Below are 20,342 nucleotides of genomic sequence, written 5' to 3' on the forward strand. Positions count from 1 at the left end.
TTTTTGCGGTGGTTGTCGAACAACCCCTCTTCGCTCAGCGTATCATTACTGTGTGGGCGAAATATCAATCTGCCGCCTGCGTACGTCAATTTAAAACTGAACCTTGAACCTTCTACTTTTGGGGAAACTTAGCATGGCAGATTTAACCTCTACCGCAACACCCAAGCCCAAGGTGCTGGTCGCTGACGACGAGCAGGTGATTGCGAATACTCTTGCAATAATCCTCAACCAGGCAGGCTTTGAAGCTCGCGCAGTCTTCAGCGGCGAAAAGGCCGTCGAGTCGCTCGAGAGCTTCAAACCAGACATGCTCATCAGCGACGTCATCATGACCGGTATGACCGGCATCGAAGCAGCAATCATCACCCGCAGTAAGCTGCCGAGTTGTAAAATCCTGCTCTTTTCAGGCCAGGCCGCTACAGCGGATCTGCTCGAAAAAGCTCGCGCGCAAGGGCACGAGTTTGAAATCCTCGCGAAGCCCGTCCACCCTACTGATCTTTTGGCAAAGTTGCGCGGCTAGCTCTTCGGCCGTGTGATAAGAAACGACGAAAGCAGCGGGACCACGTCGGTCCTGCTTTCTTTTGCTCCAAAATAATAAAATTACCGTTATTCCTGAATTGATGAAGGGATCGAAGAAGCAACAGGGAACTGACGTCGCTCCTTCACTTTGACAGCAGGCACCCCCGCGTACACGGTCCAGGGCTCGAGAGTTCGCGTCGCAACCGATCCCAGCCCGAGGACCGCTCCCTCACCGACATTCACCCCAGGCGCCACCGACGCTCTCGCACACACCCAGGCGTACGCCCCGATCTGCATCGCATAAGCAATCAGAGGAAACGCCGGATCGTCATAGTCATGCGTCGCCGCGCACACATACGCGTCCTGAGACAGAATCGCATGCGAACCCAGAGTGACGGGAGCGGGATTGTAGATCTCGGCGCCGTCTCCAGCTGTCACTTGTTCGGCACAGATCAGATTCCACGGGGCCCAAACCTTCGAACGCGGATAGAAGTGACAATCAGGCCCCATCTTCGCACCGAAGAGACGCAGAAGAAACGCGCGCCACGAATGTAACGGCCGTGGTGACGTTCTATACAAGATTGCCCAACACAGATTCCAGTTCAGGCGGCGCAGTCGGTCCTGCACCGAAAACGCCGGACGGAGATAGGGGTCCGCGGCTGTCTCAGCCGGGATATGCTCAGCCGCGTTGTAGTGGATCTGTTTCGGCATGAGGGCTCTTCCTACTCGGCTTCGACTGCAGTGGGAGTAAGTACGGTAGCTGTGCCAAATAGCCTGATGATCGCCTTCGCATTCTCGCGCATGTCATAACGGCGATGGAAGCACTGGTAGGCCAACTCAGCCATGCGCTGACGCTCGGCAACCGTCATACCAATCCAACCCTTAAGCAGCCTCAAGGTGCCATCGGGGGTGTCAAGCTCCATCAACCCCGCGCCGTCCTCAGAAATCTCTTCTGCAATATTCACTTTATCGGCCAGCAGGACCGGTTTTCCGCAAGCCAGAGCCTCGGCAACCGCAATCCCGAAGTTCTCCTGGTGCGAAGGCAGGATGAAAGCCTCCGACCCGTAAAACGCTCCCCACTTCGCATCTCCGGTGACCATGCCGGGCCAGAAGACGCGGTCTTTGATCCCCAGGTTCGCGGCCGTCTGCTTCAACTTTGCGCTCCACTGCTGCTGGTCCGGTCCCGCCATCACCAGGTAAAGATCCGGGTCATCGGCTGCGACTTTCGCGAACGCGTCGATCAGCATATCGCAGCCTTTCTTGCGATGAATACGCCCAAGGAAGACGAGATATCTCTTACCCTTCGCTTCAGGGCACTTCGCAAAAAAAGCACGCTTCTGTACATCAGGATCGCCGGTCGGACCACTCGCACCATACGGCACCACATACGCATTCCATCGATGCAGCCAGAAGCTCTGCTCCGCGAGCCGCTTCTCCGCCTTCGACGTAAACAGCACCCGGTACGCTCCGCGAAGAATCCAGTACTCCGCCGGAATCCAGTACAGCCACTTCTTGATATGCTTCAGCGGAAACGCGTGTTTGAAGTAGGGATCGAGCATGCCGTGGGTGAACACCACATAGGGCGTGTTGCCCGCCAGCGTTCGCCATGCAGCATAGCCGCAGTATTGCCAAAGTCCATTCACCACGACACCGTCGAAGCGATGACGGTTGTCACGCAACCACGGCAACAGCTTCGAGTTGAAGCCATAGGTGGTATGCACTGGACCCAGCGCATGAACCGGAAATCCAACATCGTCCAAGTAGGGTGCAGATGGATCGTCCAGCGTTACCACTTCGCCGGTATATCCAATCGGGCCGTAACTGAGCAGAACCCGCACCGACTCCGTTGGGCCGCCGGCCTCGGGGTTCAGTGTTCCAATGATGTGCAGAATCCGCATAAATCTTCGACTATTGACTCTTAAGCATAGCAGCAGAGGTTGTCGTCCAATGCTGCGCGAACTTAAGTGGTAGTTACCTCGACAACCTCCTTGTCACGAACGCGATTGCTTGTCGAAGCCCGATCATATCCTGCTCATAATCCCATCCAGAGATTCTCTTTAGCCCACGTTCTCCCATGGCGTTTGCAGTCCCAGGCTCGGTCAAAACTCTTCGCAAGGCATCGGTCAGCGCCTTCACATCGCCAACCGGAAACACACAACCCTCAACGCCATCGGTCACCAGATCTGGCTGGCAGCCCACGTCATCCGATAGGATCATAGGCCGTCCGGAGTTCATGGCCTCGTTCACGATCAGCCCCCAGGGCTCGTCCTGCGAGGGCAAAACGAAGACCGCCGCAAGATCGAAGAATCGTGGCAACTCCGATTGATTGCGGAAGCCGCAAAACCGAACTCCGCTGACTCCGCTCTCTTTCGCACGTCTCTCCAGAGCGGCGCGCTCAACACCATCCCCCACGATCACGAGGTAGGGAACTGGCTCGTCTGGCTCGTCCTCGATTTCAGAGCAAAGGTCGAGATAGGCCTCCAGCAGATCTCCGCATCGCTTCCGTCCTTGCAGCTTCGAAGCAAACAGAATGACAGGCCGGGATGGATCGAGGCCGAGCTCTCGCCGCAGATCTTCTCGTCGAGAAGCGGCCTCCCGGCTGCGGCTCTGAAAATAATCGTTGTCTACCGCATAGGGCACCAGGAACTGCGGGAGGTCCTCTCCCAGAAAGTGGCGCCAATACGCGGCATTCGCACTCCCAATCGGCAACACTGCGTCGACCAGCTGCTTCAATCCGCTGAAGAACAAACTCTTCGTTACCTGCTTCAGCATGCCACTCCGCTTTTTTCCCAGCCGTGACTCGGCACGGAGCAGCACCGGAATCCCCAGCGCCTTCGCCATTATCATTGCCTGCAGCGTATTCAACGTCGAGTACCCGTGTACCCAGAGCACGTCGAACCCGTCTGCCTCTTTGCTTTCACGAAGCCGGCTGAAGATGCCGTAGCTCAATTGGGCGGTCGGCCCGGTCCTTCGCTTATCCCAGATCGAGGGTAGAAACTCGTGACGATACCCATCAAGTAGCGGCACGTCCCACTTCACGTCCACACCAAACCCCTTGTCGACATACTCCTGAACGGAAAAATTCGAACCGAAGAAGACTGTCAGATCAATGTCGGGCGCCTGCGCGATTCTTCGCAGTAAGGGAGCCTGGTACTGAATCGGATGGCTCACCAGGTACGCCACCTTCACTCTCTTCGTGTTGCCTTGTCGGCTTCGGTCGCGAGCCCTCATGGAAGTTGGCTGCCCGTTCTACGCAACGATCTTACGTGTCAGCTGTGCGACGGCTGCGCGCAGCGCCAGAACGTCCTCTTCAAAGCTCCATGCGTTAATTCGATCAAGCGCACGTTGGCCCATCTGTTCCGCGGTTTCAGGTGTAGCAAGTACGCGGCGCAGCGCCTCAGTCAACGCGTTCACATCGCCGACAGGAAACACGCATCCCTCTACACCGTCGGTTACAAGGTCAGGCTGACACCCGATATCGTCAGAAAGGATCACAGCCCGGGCGGCATTCATCGCCTCATTGACGACCAGCCCCCAGGGTTCATGACGCGAAGGCAACACGAAGACGCTTGAAAGATCGAAGAATCTTGGCAACTCCGATTGATTGCGAAAACCGCAGAATCGAACGTCAGTCAATCCCTTCGCCTTCGCCCTCTCTTCCAGCGCAGCTCGTTCCTCACCGTCGCCAACGATGAGCAGGTAGGGATGTGGATGGTCCGTCTCGTCGTTGACCAGACGCTCGTAGGCATCCAGCAGATCGATACAGTGCTTTCGTTTTTGCAGCTTCGAAGCAAACAGAATGACCGGCCTTGCCGCGTCCAGCTCAAGCTCTCTTCGCAACTCGTCGCGCCTTGCAACCGCTTCGTGGCTTCGCTTCTGGAAGTATTCATTGTCGACTGCGTATGGCATCAGAAAGAACGGCACATCGTCGCCAAGATAGTGGCGCCAGTACTCTGCGTTCATCGTCCCAACCGGGAAGACTCCGGCCACCATGTTTTTCAAGAACTGAAAGAACATCTTCTTTAGAAGAAGTTTTGGCCCACTTCGCGAACGGTCGCGCAGCCACGATTCCGCTCGTACCAGCACTGGAATCCCCAGCGCTTTGGCGGCCAGCATTCCATGGAGTGCATTCACCATGTTGTAGCCGTGCGTCCATAACAGATCGTAGCCGGGCTCGCCGTTGCGGCCGCGAAGCTCGCTGAAGATGCCGTAGTTCAAGGGAGTCATCATCGTCTGCGTGCCGTCGTCACGAATCACCGGCAGAAACTTATGGCGGTATCCATCGAGCAGCGGCACGTCCCACTTCACCTCAACGCCGAAACCTTCATCCTGGTAGCTGCGGACCGAAAAGTCCGAGCCGAATAACACGGTCAGATCGATGTCTGGCTCCTGCGCGATGCGCCGCAGCAGAGGAGCCTGATACTGGATCGGGTGGCTCACCAGATAGGCCAGCCTCACCTTTCTCTTGAATCCGTTGCCAACCTCTGACGGTGGTGAAACCATATTTTTTCGGTTCTCGCACAAAGCCTGGTTTTTCGTGCGCCAAGGACTGCTACTAAACGCCAAGAATCAGAATGGAGACGATCGCTAACAGCGTGGAGATACCGCCGTTCTTGATTGCTGCCTTCATCGGATTGGATGGCAGGAATACTATGTCTTCGGCCTGCAGGACAGGATCAGGTGCCTTGCCGTTAATCACCTTCGAGATGTCGATTTTGACCACCTGCCGGGTCGTGCCAGTCGTGCGGATGATCCTGAGATCGTTGAATCGACCTTCCCAACCGGCGCCGCCTGCCAGCGCTGCTACCTTCATCAAAGTGATTGGGGAGTTCTGCTGCAACGGAACGGCGCCCTGGGTCTTGAAGGCGCCCAGCAGATACACGACGCCAACCCGAGGCACAATAATTGTGTCGCGTGGAAAGATTGGAATATTAATCAGCGCGCTCTTTTGAGGGTCGGTTCCGAGGTCGATAATGATCGGTTGCGCCATGCCATAGCGATTGATGGTAAGCACGTGGCTTGCTGTCGGTGGCAGTCCGCCGCCTCCGACTACAACCGTCGTTGCCCCAACGCCGCCTCCGCCTCCGCCTCCCGCGCCAACGGCCGCCAACACGTCGAACAGGCGGCGCTCGCCAATCACCGGTACAATCCCGTGCAACTCACCCACGATAGTGACGATCTGGTTTGGCGACTCCGTGAGCTGAACGGCCACCTGAGGATCGCGATACATGCCTGCCGCTTTTAGTTTTTGCCCTATCAGATCCTGAGTCTGATGTACCGTCAGATTGTCCACCATCAAACTTCCAATCAGAGGTAGTTGAATGGTGCCATCGAGACCGACCCGCACCACCGGGCTGTAGTCCGTGTTTCCGTATATGTGCACGGCCAGTACGTCTCCCGTTCCCAGATAGATGTCTCGGGGGCCAGGAAACAGAATTGCCGGATCGGTCGTTATCGTGAAAGGAGGATTTACTTCGCTCGAGATCCCAAGTGCAGGCCCGCTGAACTGTGCCTCGGCATAGCGCGCGGAGACGACCATCAGAAGAAGAGCAACTGAAGCAAACCATACCCTGCGCCAGACGACCTGATTCACAAGCGTGCTTGCGCTAGTCCGGAGGCCTTCCTGTTTCTGTCTCATCGCTTCGTCTCCCCGACGTTGGTGTGGTCTCCGTGGGCGACAGCCTGCGACTCCCAGCTATCCGAATCCACACTTGAGTAGGAGTAACCCGAATAGCCGTAATAGCCGTAGTACTCGGGCGAATTCAGGTCAACTGCATTCAGCACAATTCCGGTAATCGCTGCCCCAGAGCGCAACAGCAGATCTCTTGCTCGACGCACCACGTGCTTGCTCGATTTGCCATGACGTACCACCAGCACAACGGCGTCCGCCTGGCGCGCCAGAATCACACCATCGGTCACAGAGAGGATTGGCGGAGAGTCGATCACGATGTAGTCGTACAGATCTCCACAGCGCTTAAGAATGGTCTCCATCGCCTCCGAACTTAGCATCTCGGTAGGGAATGGCGGAACAGGGCCGCTCGGCAGAATATCGAGGTTCGGAATTTCAGGCACTCTCTGGACGGTTTCCTCCAGTTTGGTTGCACCGGTCAATACGGTCGTCAACCCGATCTTCCCGTTCAACCCGAACCGGTGATGGATATTGGGCCGGCGAAGGTCTCCATCGATCAGCAGAACGCGCGTGTCCCGTTGCGCCAGAATCGCAGCAAGGTTGCTCGCTGCCGTTGTCTTTCCTTCAGAGGGCGTAGCGCTGGTCAAAACGATGTACTTCGGCGGATGTCCGGTATTGGAGAGAAGCAGCGACGTTCGCAGGGAACGGAACGCTTCTGCAAACTGCGACTTTGGCTGTGTCAGAATACCGACATTCCGTTGTGCCGTACTGAGTGTCGCGGCCTGATCCACCGACGATTTGCGCGCTCGAGGAATAATTGCGAGTGACGGCAACTCCGTAATGCTTTCGATCTCCGCGATGCTCCGCAGTCCCGTGTCCAGGCTCTCCATCAGGAAGGCTGCCACAATGCCTGCCAGGAGGCCGAAGACGAGAGCTGTCAGGATCACCGTCGACTGCGGCCGCAGCTGAGGCTCGGCCGGTGGCAGTGCCTGATCGACAACATCGACCTCCAGCGACTCGAGTCCTGACTGCACACTTGCAGTTCGGAGCCGCTGTTGCAGGCCGTCATAGAGGGTTCGGTTTGCCTCGTACTCGCGCTGCCGCAGGGTGTACTCCACCAGCTGGTCGCGCAGCTTATAGGCATCGGTCTTCTGAGCCTCAAGCGCCGCGGTCGTCTGGTCTTCATTCGCCTTCGCGATTACGTAGTTCTGCTTCGCCTGTGTGATCAGACGGTTCTGCTCTTCGTCGATCTCCTTGATGTATTCATCGATCTGAGCCTTGACGGCTTTGGCCTGCGGATGATTCGGTCCCAGCGACGACTCGAGCGTCGCATAGCTCGCTTTCGCTCCCGCGAGCTGTCCACGCAGCAGGTTGAGCTCTCCTGGCGCCGTTCCTGGAGTCAACTCGATCGTTCCTTCGATCGTGTTCGGATCCATTCCGCTTACCACCCGATAGCGTGCTTCGGCGATGATGCGGGCAAGCTTCGCCGCGCCCGCCGCCCGGGCAAGGTCGTCAAGCGACGCGCTGATCTGGTTGTGGTTCGGGTCGAATCCCAGGATGCCCAGCCGGCGCTGCATGTCCATCATCTGTTCCTGCGACGCCTCGACCTCCTGCTTCAGGCCCTCCAGCGTGCCCGAAAGCCACACCGAGGCGCGCTGCGAGGACTCAAATCGCGTCTGATAGGTGTGCTGCATATAGTCCGAGATCACTTTGTTGACGATATCGGCCGAAAGCTTTGGATTCAGGCTTCTATAGCTGATGCTGATAATGTCAGTCTTCGGAACGATGCTTACGTGCAGGTTGCTCTGGATTCGATGGACCGTATCCTGCCTGGTTTCGCCGTCATCCAGATTCGCATGCTCGATAGGGCCCTTCTCCTCGAGAAAATCTGCGTTGTTGGCCAGGTCCAACTCACGGCACACAGTCAGCATCAATGAATCGCTCTTCAGGATCTCGATTTCGCTCAACAGTTTCGAGCTGGAATCGCCGCCGTACGACTGGGCGTTGACCCGGTATTCATTCGCCGAGCCGGACCGCACTTGAATGCGTCCATAGGACTCATAGAGCTTTGGTTGGGATTCTGCCTTGAATATGCCGTAGGCCAGCCCGAGCAATGCCGCAACTATCAGAATCAGCTTGCGTTTCCGCAGCACAATCAGTGCTTCGGACAGCGTAGTATCGGTAACCGTAGTACTGAACCCTGCCTGGTTCGTTTCCGGAACACCCACAAGCGGCGGCTGCGTATTTTTAGAACCCATTCACTCTAGTCTACCCGAGCGGGCCTTCCGGAAGGAGGATTAGATGACCGCCGGAGTCCATATGGTCCAAAAGTGTTACCTGGTTTCTTAGCCCGCAGCCAAGGACGCTAGTGGATCGACGGATAGGAACGTAACTGCGGATACCAGGTAAGCTGCACTGCGGTCGAAGTATTCTTCTGAAGCCCCGGCATGTAGACCGGCGCCTTCCACTGCTCGTACTGAAACCATGCGTTCAGCTCAACATCTTTTCCCAGCCGCTTCACGATGGTTGCCTTGTACTGGTTTTGCGTCGTTCCGCCCGGAATGAAGTTCGCAGGCGTCTTCTTGTTCAAATACTCCAGCTGAACCCACTCGTTGCCCGATAGGTGATAGGTCAGCCATGCCTGGCCGCCCTTGGCCTCTCGCCCAATCCAGTCGCCCATAATGAATCCTTTATTGGTGTAGCCCTGTTTCTGGATGGTTTCCCAATAGGCGAACTGGCCGAGATGGGCCGACGAAACGCCCGGGTCCGTCGAGACAGCCTCCACCCTGAAATCCAACGCCCTCAGTCCGGGAACCTGAGAGAGATACAGCCCTGTTCTATACGACGCCCGGCGAGGAGCGCTGATCGGCGTCACATCGTCATGCGAGATGGAGTCCACAACGAACGTTACGTATTTACGCAGCATGGGAAGCCGGTAGGAAGCACTGAAGTCGCTGAAACGTGCACCCGGGTCATCTCGACCCTGCTTCTCCTCGCCAGTCGTATCGTTGGGATCGAAGAACCCTTTGAGGAAGAGGTGCAGATTCACCGGAGCGTGTCCCGCTCCGCCGAAGATGATCGTTCGCGAAAACCCAAACTCAAAGTTGTCCGTCGGCCGGAACGAGAACATCTCCGAGTGCACCCAGGGAGCGCGCGGCACCGTATGTCCCTTCAGGCTGCCGTAGAAAAAATCATAACGGAGCGGACCCATGATCTTAGAGACGAAAGGAATATACAGCGGCTCAACCCGGTTGATGCGAAACGAGTAGATGTTCTCCGCGTTGTTCGACCAGGCCATAGAACTTCCCGCAGCCGGTCCCAGCCACGCGTCGCTTTTGCCCCCGGAGACTTCATGGCCAAGCACATGCACCGACGCATACGCCTCTACCAGGCGAAACGGATTCTCCTCCACAATCGGCCCTAGCGGAATCGTGGGTTGACGCGCAGCAGGATAGGGGTCGATGAAGTCGTTGATCGACAGAAGCATCGCCAGGTCAGTAGAGTATCCCGTCGCCGACGGGGAGTGCTGATACTCGCCACGCACATAGAGCGAAACCGGCCCCCACTCCTCAACCGTGGAGGCTCCTGCAATCGCGTTGAAGCCGGACTGGTACGGTCTTCCGTAGTCATTGCTGATCGTCTGGCCAAGATGATAGCTGTCATTCAGAATGGGTCCGTCGATCCCCACTACCCGCGTGTACGACGTATCCAGCCCATAGACGATGTTGCGCGAGATCAGGCCGCCGTCAGGATCCTCTGCGCTCAGGTAATACATCAGCTTCGCGAGAATCGACTGAGCCTGCTCATTGTCGCTGTTGATGATGTCGCTCTGCGACTTCTCCAGCATATGCAGAACGCTTCGTCGCGTATAAGGGCGCATGCTGAGGAACATCGTATTGACGAAGCCCATCGAGTAGAGTCTCGAGAGTTCGGGATATACCCAGCTGTCGACGGGAATATAAGTCGATCCCAGCCAATCCGTCGGCTCCTTCGGCTCCTGCGGAGCGTAGCCGGGATAACCGACGTAGGGCTTCTCCGGGGTTGGTTGTGCGGGCGGCGTTACGACCGGCGGAGGCGTCGGCGTGGGAACCGGAGAACTCGGCAGCGGGGCCTGTTGCACCGCGTAGGGCGGTTCGCTCGGGAACGTCGCGTCCGGAACCGGTGTCGGGGGAGGATTGGAAGCAGGAGGGGGAGCGGGTGGGGGCGTTGGCGTCTGCGCGATCGCTGCCGATGCGGCCCATAAACTCAGCGCCGCAAAACAAAGAGAAGCTTTGGTCCGCACTTACACCTCAATCCCGGGGCCTGAACGCCGACACCAGTGTAACCGCCAGCAACTTCCGACTCGCAGTTACCAACTAATGACCTGACAGCTCATTGAGACGATGAAATGCGCCTGCGAAGCCGCTCCCCCGCGTTTTTCAGCCGGGCCTCGGTGCAAACCTTGCGGCCAAGCAGAAAGGTCTTCATCTGCGCCAGCGGATCGTCGGTAGAGTTTTCTTGCGAACCTTCCACCCGATATCCTTTGCATTCAATCAGAACCGGACCGCCACCCCCCCGAATCCTCCCCAGCGACTCCTGCGTTACCCGGTACAGAGCCACCGCATCATGCGCATCGACCGGCATTCCCGGCATCCCCCAACCACGTGCCTTCGCGCTCAGTTGGCGCACTCCGCCTTGATCTTTTCCGGTACCCGGCAAGACTACGAAGATCATTGGCAGCTCCAGCTTCGAAGTAGTCTCCAGGATCTGTCGCCACTCCTTCTTGCCCAGTTCGTCGTGGCCAACATAAGCGACGACCAAGCTTCCGCGCTTCAGTGTCTTGAACGAGAGCGCCGCTCCCATTGCCATCTTTAGCCGGTCGCCCGCGTCATCAACCCAGGGCAGCACGCGCGCCAGCGCACCCTCCCTCGCCAGCTTGGCTCCGTCGATCTTTCCTTCATGAAACTCCGCGACACGTCCCAGCAGAGAATCGATCTGCGTCTTCGACTGTGCGCCAGAGATCAGATCCATCACCACCCCGGCCTGCGAGTCGCTGACAAGATCTCCCGGCAACAGTTCAAGAGCGGTGCTCACCCGGCAGGCCTCCTGCCCACGCGTGGAATGAAGCCTCTGCCGCGCCTTCACGCCCTTCTGTAGCTTCTGAATGTGCTCGTCCAAAGCTCGCGCATCTGCCATCACTCCATACATCTGCAGCAGCTTCTTGTTCGGCACCAATGGATTCTCGTACGACCCTGCTTCGCTCAACCAACCCTCCAGGCAAATCTCAGATTACAAAACGAGAGGGTTCCACCAAGGAACCCTCTTCGCAATCAAACCCTGCAAAAGACCCTAGGCACGCGCCGGGTCAGCCGCATCGACATCCAGACCAAGCTCCGCCATCGCCTTCTGCGCCGCTTTCGCTTTGAACTTTCCGTCACGCGCCAGCTTCGACAACGTAGCCCCGACAATAGCCTCAGCACTCACTTCAAAGTGCCTCCGGAGATGCTCGCGGTTATCGCTTCGGCCGAACCCGTCCGTGCCCAGCGTTACCAACCGCGAAGGTAGCCAAGGCGACAGCAGATCCGGCACCGACTTCATATAGTCGCTGGTAGCAATAATCGGCCCAGCCGAGTTCCCAAGGGCTTCGAGCACATACGGCACCTTCTCCTTCTCCGCCGGATGCAGCCGATTCCATCGTTCCACCGCCAGCGCATCGCGCCGCAGCTCCGTATAGCTGGTCACACTCCATACATCGGCGGGCACGTTGTACTTCGAAGCCAAAATCTCTTGCGCCCGCAGCACCTCATTCAGAATCGGCCCGCTGCCAAACAACTGCACCGTCGCCTCACCGCTTGCAGGCTTCAGCTTGTACATGCCGCGCAGTATGCCCTCAGCCGAACCCTCCGGCATCGCGGGCATCGCGTAATCCTCGTTGTACATCGTGATGTAGTAGAAGCAGTCCTCGCCCTTCTCATACATCCGCCGAATCCCATCCTGAATCACTACCGCCAGCTCATACACGTAGGCCGGATCATAGGTTACGCACGTCGGCACGGTGCTCGCGAGCACGATGCTGTGCCCGTCCTGATGCTGCAGTCCCTCGCCAAGCATCGTCGTCCGCCCGGCCGTTCCGCCCATCAGGAAGCCTTTACCGCGCGAGTCTGCAAACGCCCACACCATGTCCCCGATGCGCTGAAATCCAAACATCGAGTAGTACATGTAGAAGGGAATCGCCGGCACCTTGTAGTTCACATACGCGGTGCCCGCCGCGGTGAACGAGGCCATCGACCCCGCCTCCGTGATCCCTTCCTCAAGAATCTGACCATCCTTAGCCTCGCGATAGTACAGCAGCATATCCGCGTCATGCGGCTCATACTTCTGCCCCTCCGGCGCATAGATACCCACCTGCCGAATCGCCGACTCCAGCCCAAACGTCCTGCCCTCGTCCGGCACAATCGGCACGATCAGCTTTCCAATCACCGGGTCCTTCATCAGGTGCCGCAATATGCTCACGAAACCCATCGTCGTGGACACCGCACGCTTATTCGACCCCGCTGTCCACTCGCCAAAGTACTCGAGTCCCGGAGCCTTGAAGTCGATCTTCGGCACCTCGCGCGTCGGCAGATATCCACCAAGTTCCTTCCGCCGCTCCTGCATATAGACAATCTCAGGAGAATCCTGCGCCGGACGATAAGGCGTGCCCGACTTCGCCGCCGCCTCCGGAATCGGAATCTCGAATCTCTTCACAAACGCCGCCAGTCCATCATCAGCCAGCTTCTTCTCCGAGTGCGTCGCATTCCTGCTCTGTGCCGAACCCAGCCCGTGGCCCTTCACCGTCTTCGCCAGGATGACCGTCGGACCGCCCTTGTGCTCGGCCGCCCGCTTATACGCGTTGTAAATCTTCGTGTGGTCGTGTCCGCCGCGATGCAGCAACGCTAGCTCGTCATCGCTCATATCCTTTACCAGCTCCAACAGCTCCGGATACTTCCCAAAGAAGTGCTCGCGCAGGTAAGCTCCACCCTTCGCCTTGAACGTCTGGTACTCGCCATCGACGCACTCTTCCATCCGACGCAGCAGCAGCCCCGTATGGTCGCGCTCAAACAGCGCATCCCAATCCGAACCCCAAACTACCTTGATCACGTTCCATCCAGCGCCGCGGAACACGCCTTCCAGCTCATCGATGATCCGCTTGTTTCCACGCACCGGACCATCCAACCGCTGCAGGTTGCAGTTCACCACAAAGATCAGGTTATCCAGCTTCTCGCGTGCCGCCACCGAGATCGCTCCAAGGCTATCGACTTCATCGGTCTCGCCATCGCCCACAAACGCCCACACCTTGCGCTCGGTCGGCTCAATCAGCTTCCGGTTCTCCAGATACCGCATAAACCGCGCCTGATAAATCGCATTCAGCGGCCCAATCCCCATTGAGACTGTAGGGAAGTTCCAGAAGTTCGGCATCAGCCAGGGGTGCGGATACGAGCTTAGTCCAGGTGTATCCCGCAGCTCATGGCGGAAGTTCTTCAGTCGGTCGTCATCGAATCGCCCCTCAAGATAAGCCCGCGCATACACTCCCGGCGAAGCATGGCCCTGAAAGTAAACAAAGTCTCCCGGCTGTTCCTTCCCAGCTGATGTGTACTTGGCATGAAAAAAGTGATTAAACCCAACCTCCAACAAGGTAGCCAGCGAGGAGTATGTCGAGATATGCCCGCCAATTCCGGCATCTTTTTTATTCTGGCCGTGAACCATCGCCATCGCATTCCAGCGAATCAGGCTCTCGACCTTCCGTTCCATCGCTCGGTCGCCTGGATACGGAACTTCATCGTGTTTCGGAATCGTGTTGCGATAGGGCGTCGTCAACTCGCTCGGCGTCGGAACTCCCGCTTCATGCGCGCGCTTGCGCAGAGCCTCCAGCAGCTCGGAGCCTTGCTCCCAGTCTGCGGCAACGACGTCGTCAAACGCCTCAATCCACTCGGACAGCTCGGCGGTAAAGTCCTGTTTGGCGGCTTCTTCAAGTTTCGTTGTCATAAGTCTTCTCGCGCTCCCACGCTTATAACGATATAAGGGTTGCTCGAAAACGTCATCTGGGCAGGTGCCCGCTACGCGCGGGGCGGGCGTTCGCACGCCCTTTTTAATGCTTCGCCTGGTCCTCCCGTTGGTCGGAATCAAGAGCCGAGCAACGCGAGGTCCATACAGCTCGCCCCACCCAAACCGGTACACAAGTCACGAAGTGACCGCCCTCCGCGTAGGAGGCCCGTCCGGCAGGACACCGCCTCTAAGACGAATAATCCGCATTAATCCGCACATACTCCTCTGTCAGATCACACGTCAGAAACCGGCACTCGGCCTCACCCAACCCAAGGTCAATTGTGATCGTGTAATCCCGTGCCTGCATCTCCGCATGTGCCGCCGAATCCTGAAAAGCCGGCGACCGCACCCCAAGCTCGAACACTGGCTGCGCCCCAATCGTGATATTCACCAGCGCCGGGTCAAACGCCACCCCGCTATATCCCGCAGCCGCCAGCAGCCGCCCCCAGTTCGGGTCCGCACTCGACCACGCAGTCTTACACAGCGGCGAGTGAGCAATCGCCTTCGCAATCTGCTTCGCCTCCGCCTCCGTCCGCGCGCCGGCGATGTGCAGCGTCACCACGTGCCCCACGCCCTCACCATCATCGACAATCTGATACGCAAGCGATCCGCACACCAGCTTCAATGCATTCGCAAATGGCTCCTGTGTGCGCGCATCCAGCTTTATCCCACTCGCTCCACTGGCTAGCAGCAGCACCGTATCATTGGTCGAAGTATCGCCGTCAATCGAGATCGAATTGAAGCTCCGCTCCACCGCAGGCTCCAGCAACGCACGTAGCTGTTCGCTCTCAGCCGCAATGTCGCTGAACAGATAAACCAGCATCGTCGCATGTGCCGGCCCCACTGGCGCGCCAAGCTGAGGATGGATCATCCCCGCGCCCTTCGCCACGCCGAAGATCCGCACTTCAACTCCATCGACGTCGACCGAAGCCCTCGCCACCTTCATCTTCGTATCGGTCGTCATAATCGCCCGCGCAAATGAATCCGCGTGCTCCAGCGTCGCGCCCATCACCTGCTCCAGCTCAGGCAGCGCGACGAGGACCTTCTCCGCCGGAAAGGGAACGCCGATGATTCCGGTCGAAGAAGGGAACACCTCATCGAAGATGCAGTGGAACCTCTCCGCTGCCGCCACGCACGTCTGCACGCACGCATCGACTCCCGGTTGTCCGGTCGCGCAGTTTGCATTTCCCGCATTCACCAGCACCACGCTCACGCGCCCACCGGTCGAAGCCATATGCCGCTGCCCAACGGTTACCGGAGCCGCCACCACCCGGTTCTTCGTAAACATTGCCGCGCCATTGGCACCCTTGGTGGAAACTGCGACGGCCAAATCCGGCTTGCCGCTAACCTTGATCCCTGCCTTCACCGCGCCCCACATAAATCCCTGTGGCAACCCCTGCGCCTTCAAAACCTGCTCATTCTCCATACCTCTACTCTACAATTCCTCGGCAAAGTGAAGTAATCCGCACGCATTTTAGCCAGCCGCATGTTTCCAGCTTCTGTCGTCGCACTTGCCGGTGCGTGTGCCGTTGCATTTCTGGTCGTCATCCCCGAAGGGGATTTGCCGGTATCTTTCACGTTTGCGGAATCGAACCGTCCCAAAACTTGTCAAGCCCCAAATTACTCCGAAATTACAGTGTTGCGGCGTAATTGCCGATTGCGGCATGTCCGGCAACGGTTTCGTGAATTCCATCAGGCTGAGATTGTGTATTTGGGTCGTAAATTTTGGGATTGTTGACGTCGATTGGGATGATGTTGAGGCCGTCAACCTGCAATTCCGTTACCAGTGATTTCCATTCGGCATAGTACTGAGCGTAGGTCGCAGGATCAAAGTTTTTTCCGGTCACGGTTGATGCGTTTGGTACAGGCGATAGGGAATAGGCGATGGGTGTATTCGTCCCTCCGGTCAATCCGGCTGCGTAGAAGACGGCACAACCACTGCCAGCAAACGTGCATGTGTAATTTATCGTATGGGTTGTGTTCTGGAGATTCCCAACGCGCACGAAGTTAGCGACGGCCTGTGGTGAAACGTTCTGGTACTCGCTAAATAGGGCAGATTGACTCTCTGTGTCGGTTACCAGATTGCCGTCAACGGTTATAGAATATGTTCCTATTTGGCCTACTGCGCCTGTCGTGCGAGCTGTGGAGAGATAGACGACTGTGCCGGTAACCGTGCAGGTAAGAGTTGCACCGGTATCGGTTGTGATCGCGGCGGCAGAGTTCGGCCCTGCCGTCCACGTCCCAGTTTGAGCACAGTTAATTGCACGAACCTTTTGACTTTCAGGAATGGCGAGCCACGCGGTTTGCGCTTCGATGCAGTTGTGCGTGTAGTAGACACCACTCGCTTCAAATCCCCAATTTGCTTCTTCATTATGGAAGTGTGCGTAGATGTTTACGCTATTCTCGTCGATTTTCAGATCCCACAAGGATTCAGAGCGTCCTTGGGTGGTGAGGTCACCGCAGGTTGTTGCGCCGACAGCCTGATTGTCGAGGTTCCAGCCTTTGTCGGTCGCCATGATTTGCGGCCATGCGTAGGTAGATTCACACGTGTTGGGTTGAGCGATGCAGTCAGGGAGACCAATTCCTTCGGTCTGTGAATTTCCCCATGCGACTAAGAGTTGTGGTGTCGAGGCAGCGACAGGCGGAGGCGTCGAAATCGGGGGCGGCGTTGGATTTGAGGTGACCGGAGGCGGTGTTGTTACTGGAGGAGGAGTTGAGGTAGGCGGAGCCGTTGTTGTGGGTGGCGCTGTGGACGTAGGAGGAGGCGTGGAAGTTGTTGGAGGCGTTGGGTTAGAGGGTGGCAATGTCACGGTCGGGGGAGCGGTCGGAGATATTCCGCCAGAACAGCCAACTAAAGCTGCGGCAAGGACAGAGATAAAAACTCTCATTTTCGTTCTCCCGGATATCGCTAGGCAATTGGATTTTTGGTCACCCATCAAAGACCGGATTTGACTTCCTGCATCACCTTCACGAACTCGTCACGCGCGATGGAACGGATAGAGGCCGCCATTCTAGTCCAGAGGGGCTTAATCTTCGTAAACAAAACAAAATAAACGAATTGCGCGTCAGGCAACCGGGGGGAGCTCAAAAGGCAATCGGCAAGGTACGACCCTCCAAGGAACTACGGCGAGCCAGTTCAAGCAGCTTGATTGTCCGATAGCCGTCCTCAGGCTTTACCGCCAACTCCGCAGAACCATTGATCGCGTCGCGAACATTGGCGTAGTAGTTCCGGTAGTCACCCAGTTCGGTCCTCACCTTCGTCCGGGTCAGTGTGCCAGGGTCGCTCGGATGGGGAGCGATGGTCAACGTGCCCCAGTGCTCTTCGGCATCGGCCAGCCACTCGCCTTTACCCATGCGAGGCAGCTTCGCTCCGCCAAGCAACGCGGGCTCCTGGGGGTCGAGGCCAAACTTCTTGAAGCTGCCCCGAGTCCCATGAAGCAGAAACCTGGGCGCAGCATCGCAAGCCAGCATGCTCGAACGGCAGTGGGCCCGCAACTTCGGATACTCGAGCGTGATATCGAACGCATCCTCGATATCGGTTGAGTCGCGATCCATCCGGACGCTGGCCGTGATCCCCTCCGGTACACCAAACAGCGTCAACACCTGGTCCACAAGGTGTGGGGCAAGGTCGAACAGCAGTCCGTTGCAGCCGCTGGCGCCTTCTTTCCAGGTGTTCTCGCGAGGCAATGGCCGGAAACGGTCGAAGTGCGACTCGTAGGTCGCCAACCGCCCCACCGACTCGTCCTGCAAGATCTTCTTCACGGTCAGAAAGTCTCCATCCCAGCGCCGATTGTGAAATGGAGCCAGCACACGCCGCTGCTTCAGCCCGAGTTCCTTCAACTCCAAAGCCTGATCGCTTGTAGCAGCGAACGGCTTGTCGACAACCACATGCTTTCCCGCCAGCAGAGCCTGTTTCGCAAGGTCAAAGTGAGTTTCATTCGGAGTTCCAACCACGACAAGCTGGATCGCTGGATCGCTCAGAGCTTCCTCAAACGACCGCAGAATCCGAGCCGATGGATAAGCCTTCCCAGCCTCATCGCCCTTACGCTGAACGATCGCCTCCAGCTTGAGCCCAGGAACAGCGCTTACAAAGGGGGCGTGAAACACCTGTCCTGCCAATCCAAACCCAACAACAGCAACCCCAATCTCACCAGCCATCCTCACCTCCTCGCAATCTCAAGCAACGCCGGATAGATCCGACGATACTGTTCGTAAGCCTAGTCCACTACAGCGGCTTTCTTCGGCGCAATGGTCTGCGCCCCATGAACCGTCGCCGCAGAAGCTACCTCCACACCTGCCACACTCCATGCCTGTTCCAGGCAGCAACGCCGCACCGAACGCTGCCCCTCTTCAAGCTAACCTAACAGGTCGATCAGCACGGCTCGCGCCACCCCCGGCACCAACGTCAATCCCCAAAAGCATGTACGCAGTCCTCAAGACAAGTTTGATGAGAGTGTAACGAATGCATCTTTTGAAGATTTTTGATAATCGGGCGCATCATTAACCCATACGAGTAATTTGTTACAACACCAATGGCTTCTGTAGTTGAGTCGGGCTTGCCATAAACTAGACCGTGAATCCAATCAAGATGCAGGGTACGATCAAACGTATGAATAAAAGCAAAACAACGGGCGCTGCAAGGGCGTCAGTTAGTTCTGTTGGGTTCGGCCTCCTTTTAGCCTGCAATCTGTCGTACGCACAGGCACCGGGCGGTCAGGCGCCGCAGACCCCAGCCAGCGGACCCGGCACCGCCACCAATAGCTCGGTCGTCGCGAACGCCCAACAAAGTCTGTACACCGCCACCGGGCAAAACGGCGCTCAACCTACGCAGGACTCCTTCAAGGGAAGCGTGGTCACGGGCAAGGCTACAGACGGCGTGCTCGATCTCTCGCTCGACGACGCCATTCAACGTGGCCTGCGGCAGAACCTCGGTCTAATTCTGCAGACTTCGTCGGTAAAAAACGCCGCCGGTCAGCGTCTGGAGGAACTGCAGCCGCTTCTGCCCACCGTTACCGGGTCCGCGAGCATAGAAGTCGAGCAAATTAATCTTGCTGCATTCGGCTTGAAGTTTCCCGGTGTCGCGCCCATCATTGGGCCGTTCCAGGTGGTCGACTTTCGCGCATATCTGACTCAGAATCTGGTCAACGTTTCAGCGCTAAAGAATTATCTATCAGCGAAGCACAACTTCCAGGGCGCACGTCTTACCGCAGAGGACGCACGCGACCTCGTAGCTCTCACCGTGGGGAACGCATATCTGCTGTGCATTGCGGACACCGCGCGAATCGAAGCGGTCACTGCGGAGTTGGCAACGTCAAAAGTCTCGCTCGATCAGGCCGTCGCAGCGCATGATGCCGGCACTAGCCCAAAGCTTGACGTGCTTCGCGCCCAAGTCGACTACCAGAACGAAGAGCAGACTCTGATTTCGGCGAAGAATAGCCTTGAGAAGGACAAGCTCGCCCTGGCGCGTACGATTGGACTGCCTCTTGACCAGGTCTTCCGTTTGACCGACCGCGTTCCTTTCCAGGCCCTCGATCACGTCGACCCTGAGGTCGCGTTTCAGCAGGCGCTGAAGACACGAAAGGATCTGAAGGCATACGCCGAACAGGTGAAGGCTGCCAAGGACGAAAAGACTTCGGCCTGGGCTTACCAGCTTCCGGTCGCCAGCTTCTCGGGCGACTACGGCGACATTGGCACCACGCCAGGCCACTCGCATGGAACCTTCACAGCAACGGGACAGGTAAGCGCGCCGATCCTCCAGATTGCGAAGACCCGAGGGCAGGAACAGGTCGCCGACGCCCAGTATGAACAGGCACGAGCGAAGCTCTCCGACCAAATCCAGCAGGTCAACCAGGATGTGCGCGACAGCCTGCTCGATATTCAGTCGGCGGCGAAGCTGGTCGAATCCACGCACTCGAATGTGGATCTCGCGAACGAGGCTCTCAGCGAAGCGCAACAACGATTCCATGCCGGTGTGTCGGACAATCTACCTGTCTCACAGGCGCAGTCGCAGACAGAACAGGCGAACGATCAATACATCAGCGCGCTCTATCAGCACAATGTCGCCAAGCTTGCCTTGGCCCGTGCCCTGGGCGTGGCGCAGACCAATTACAAAGATTATCTCGGAGGAAAGTAA

15 protein-coding genes are annotated in these 20,342 nt (G+C 57.5%); 3 read left to right on the forward strand and 12 right to left on the reverse strand.

The window, feature by feature from the left end; translation table 11 throughout:
- The first annotated feature begins 133 nt into the window (after positions 1-133).
- Positions 134-517 (forward strand): response regulator, encoded by a 384-nt coding sequence (locus tag HDF14_RS20065; protein ID WP_183980255.1) that lies wholly within the window; start codon positions 134-136, stop codon positions 515-517.
- Positions 518-603: 86 nt separating this feature from the next.
- Here the strand turns inward: HDF14_RS20065 and HDF14_RS20070 are convergent, their stop codons facing one another.
- The 11 genes from HDF14_RS20070 to HDF14_RS20120 form a co-directional block, all read right to left on the reverse strand.
- On the reverse strand, positions 604-1,227 hold the full coding sequence (locus tag HDF14_RS20070; protein WP_183980257.1) for a putative colanic acid biosynthesis acetyltransferase: 624 nt from the start codon (positions 1,225-1,227) through the stop codon (positions 604-606).
- Positions 1,228-1,238: 11 nt separating this feature from the next.
- Positions 1,239-2,414 carry a glycosyltransferase gene (locus HDF14_RS20075; protein WP_183980259.1) on the reverse strand — a complete coding sequence of 392 codons (1,176 nt, stop codon included), beginning with the start codon at positions 2,412-2,414 and terminating at the stop codon, positions 1,239-1,241.
- Between the two features lie 73 nt (positions 2,415-2,487).
- Positions 2,488-3,699 carry a glycosyltransferase family 4 protein gene (locus HDF14_RS20080; protein WP_313899647.1) on the reverse strand — a complete coding sequence of 404 codons (1,212 nt, stop codon included), beginning with the start codon at positions 3,697-3,699 and terminating at the stop codon, positions 2,488-2,490.
- A gap of 66 nt (positions 3,700-3,765) precedes the next feature.
- Positions 3,766-5,019: a glycosyltransferase family 4 protein gene (locus HDF14_RS20085; protein WP_183980263.1), complete on the reverse strand. Its 1,254-nt coding sequence runs from the start codon at positions 5,017-5,019 to the stop codon at positions 3,766-3,768.
- Positions 5,020-5,071: 52 nt separating this feature from the next.
- Positions 5,072-6,154 carry a polysaccharide biosynthesis/export family protein gene (locus tag HDF14_RS20090; RefSeq protein ID WP_183980265.1) on the reverse strand — a complete coding sequence of 361 codons (1,083 nt, stop codon included), beginning with the start codon at positions 6,152-6,154 and terminating at the stop codon, positions 5,072-5,074.
- The gene (locus HDF14_RS20095) at positions 6,151-8,403 is read right to left on the reverse strand and encodes a GumC family protein (RefSeq protein WP_183980267.1); all 2,253 of its coding nucleotides are present in this window, start codon (positions 8,401-8,403) and stop codon (positions 6,151-6,153) included. Before HDF14_RS20095 ends, HDF14_RS20090 begins: the two co-directional genes overlap by 4 nt.
- Positions 8,404-8,510: 107 nt before the next feature.
- Complete coding sequence (locus tag HDF14_RS20100) at positions 8,511-10,427, reverse strand: capsule assembly Wzi family protein (RefSeq protein WP_313899648.1); 1,917 nt, start codon at positions 10,425-10,427, stop codon at positions 8,511-8,513.
- 89 nt (positions 10,428-10,516) lie between these two features.
- Positions 10,517-11,389, reverse strand: coding sequence for a thiamine pyrophosphate-dependent enzyme (locus HDF14_RS20105; protein ID WP_183980269.1), 873 nt, complete (start codon positions 11,387-11,389; stop codon positions 10,517-10,519).
- Between the two features lie 84 nt (positions 11,390-11,473).
- Positions 11,474-14,149: a pyruvate dehydrogenase (acetyl-transferring), homodimeric type gene (gene aceE / locus HDF14_RS20110; protein ID WP_183980271.1), complete on the reverse strand. Its 2,676-nt coding sequence runs from the start codon at positions 14,147-14,149 to the stop codon at positions 11,474-11,476.
- Positions 14,150-14,396: 247 nt separating this feature from the next.
- The gene (gene argJ, locus HDF14_RS20115; RefSeq protein WP_183980273.1) at positions 14,397-15,635 is read right to left on the reverse strand and encodes a bifunctional glutamate N-acetyltransferase/amino-acid acetyltransferase ArgJ; all 1,239 of its coding nucleotides are present in this window, start codon (positions 15,633-15,635) and stop codon (positions 14,397-14,399) included.
- Between the two features lie 205 nt (positions 15,636-15,840).
- The gene (locus HDF14_RS20120) at positions 15,841-16,725 is read right to left on the reverse strand and encodes a hypothetical protein (protein ID WP_183980275.1); all 885 of its coding nucleotides are present in this window, start codon (positions 16,723-16,725) and stop codon (positions 15,841-15,843) included.
- Between the two features lie 46 nt (positions 16,726-16,771).
- On the opposite strand from HDF14_RS20120, the gene HDF14_RS20125 reads away from it, so the two are divergent.
- Positions 16,772-17,161, forward strand: coding sequence for a hypothetical protein (locus HDF14_RS20125; protein WP_183980277.1), 390 nt, complete (start codon positions 16,772-16,774; stop codon positions 17,159-17,161).
- 132 nt (positions 17,162-17,293) lie between these two features.
- Here HDF14_RS20125 and HDF14_RS20130 read toward each other — a convergent pair whose 3' ends face one another.
- Positions 17,294-18,367, reverse strand: a complete 1,074-nt coding sequence (locus HDF14_RS20130; protein ID WP_183980279.1) for a Gfo/Idh/MocA family oxidoreductase — start codon at positions 18,365-18,367, stop codon at positions 17,294-17,296.
- A gap of 451 nt (positions 18,368-18,818) precedes the next feature.
- Here HDF14_RS20130 and HDF14_RS20135 point away from each other — a divergent pair, with 451 nt between their 5' ends.
- Complete coding sequence (locus HDF14_RS20135; protein ID WP_183980281.1) at positions 18,819-20,342, forward strand: TolC family protein; 1,524 nt, start codon at positions 18,819-18,821, stop codon at positions 20,340-20,342.

Source organism: Tunturiibacter gelidiferens (genome assembly GCF_014201335.1).
In the GTDB taxonomy this organism is placed as follows: domain Bacteria; phylum Acidobacteriota; class Terriglobia; order Terriglobales; family Acidobacteriaceae; genus Edaphobacter; species Edaphobacter lichenicola_E.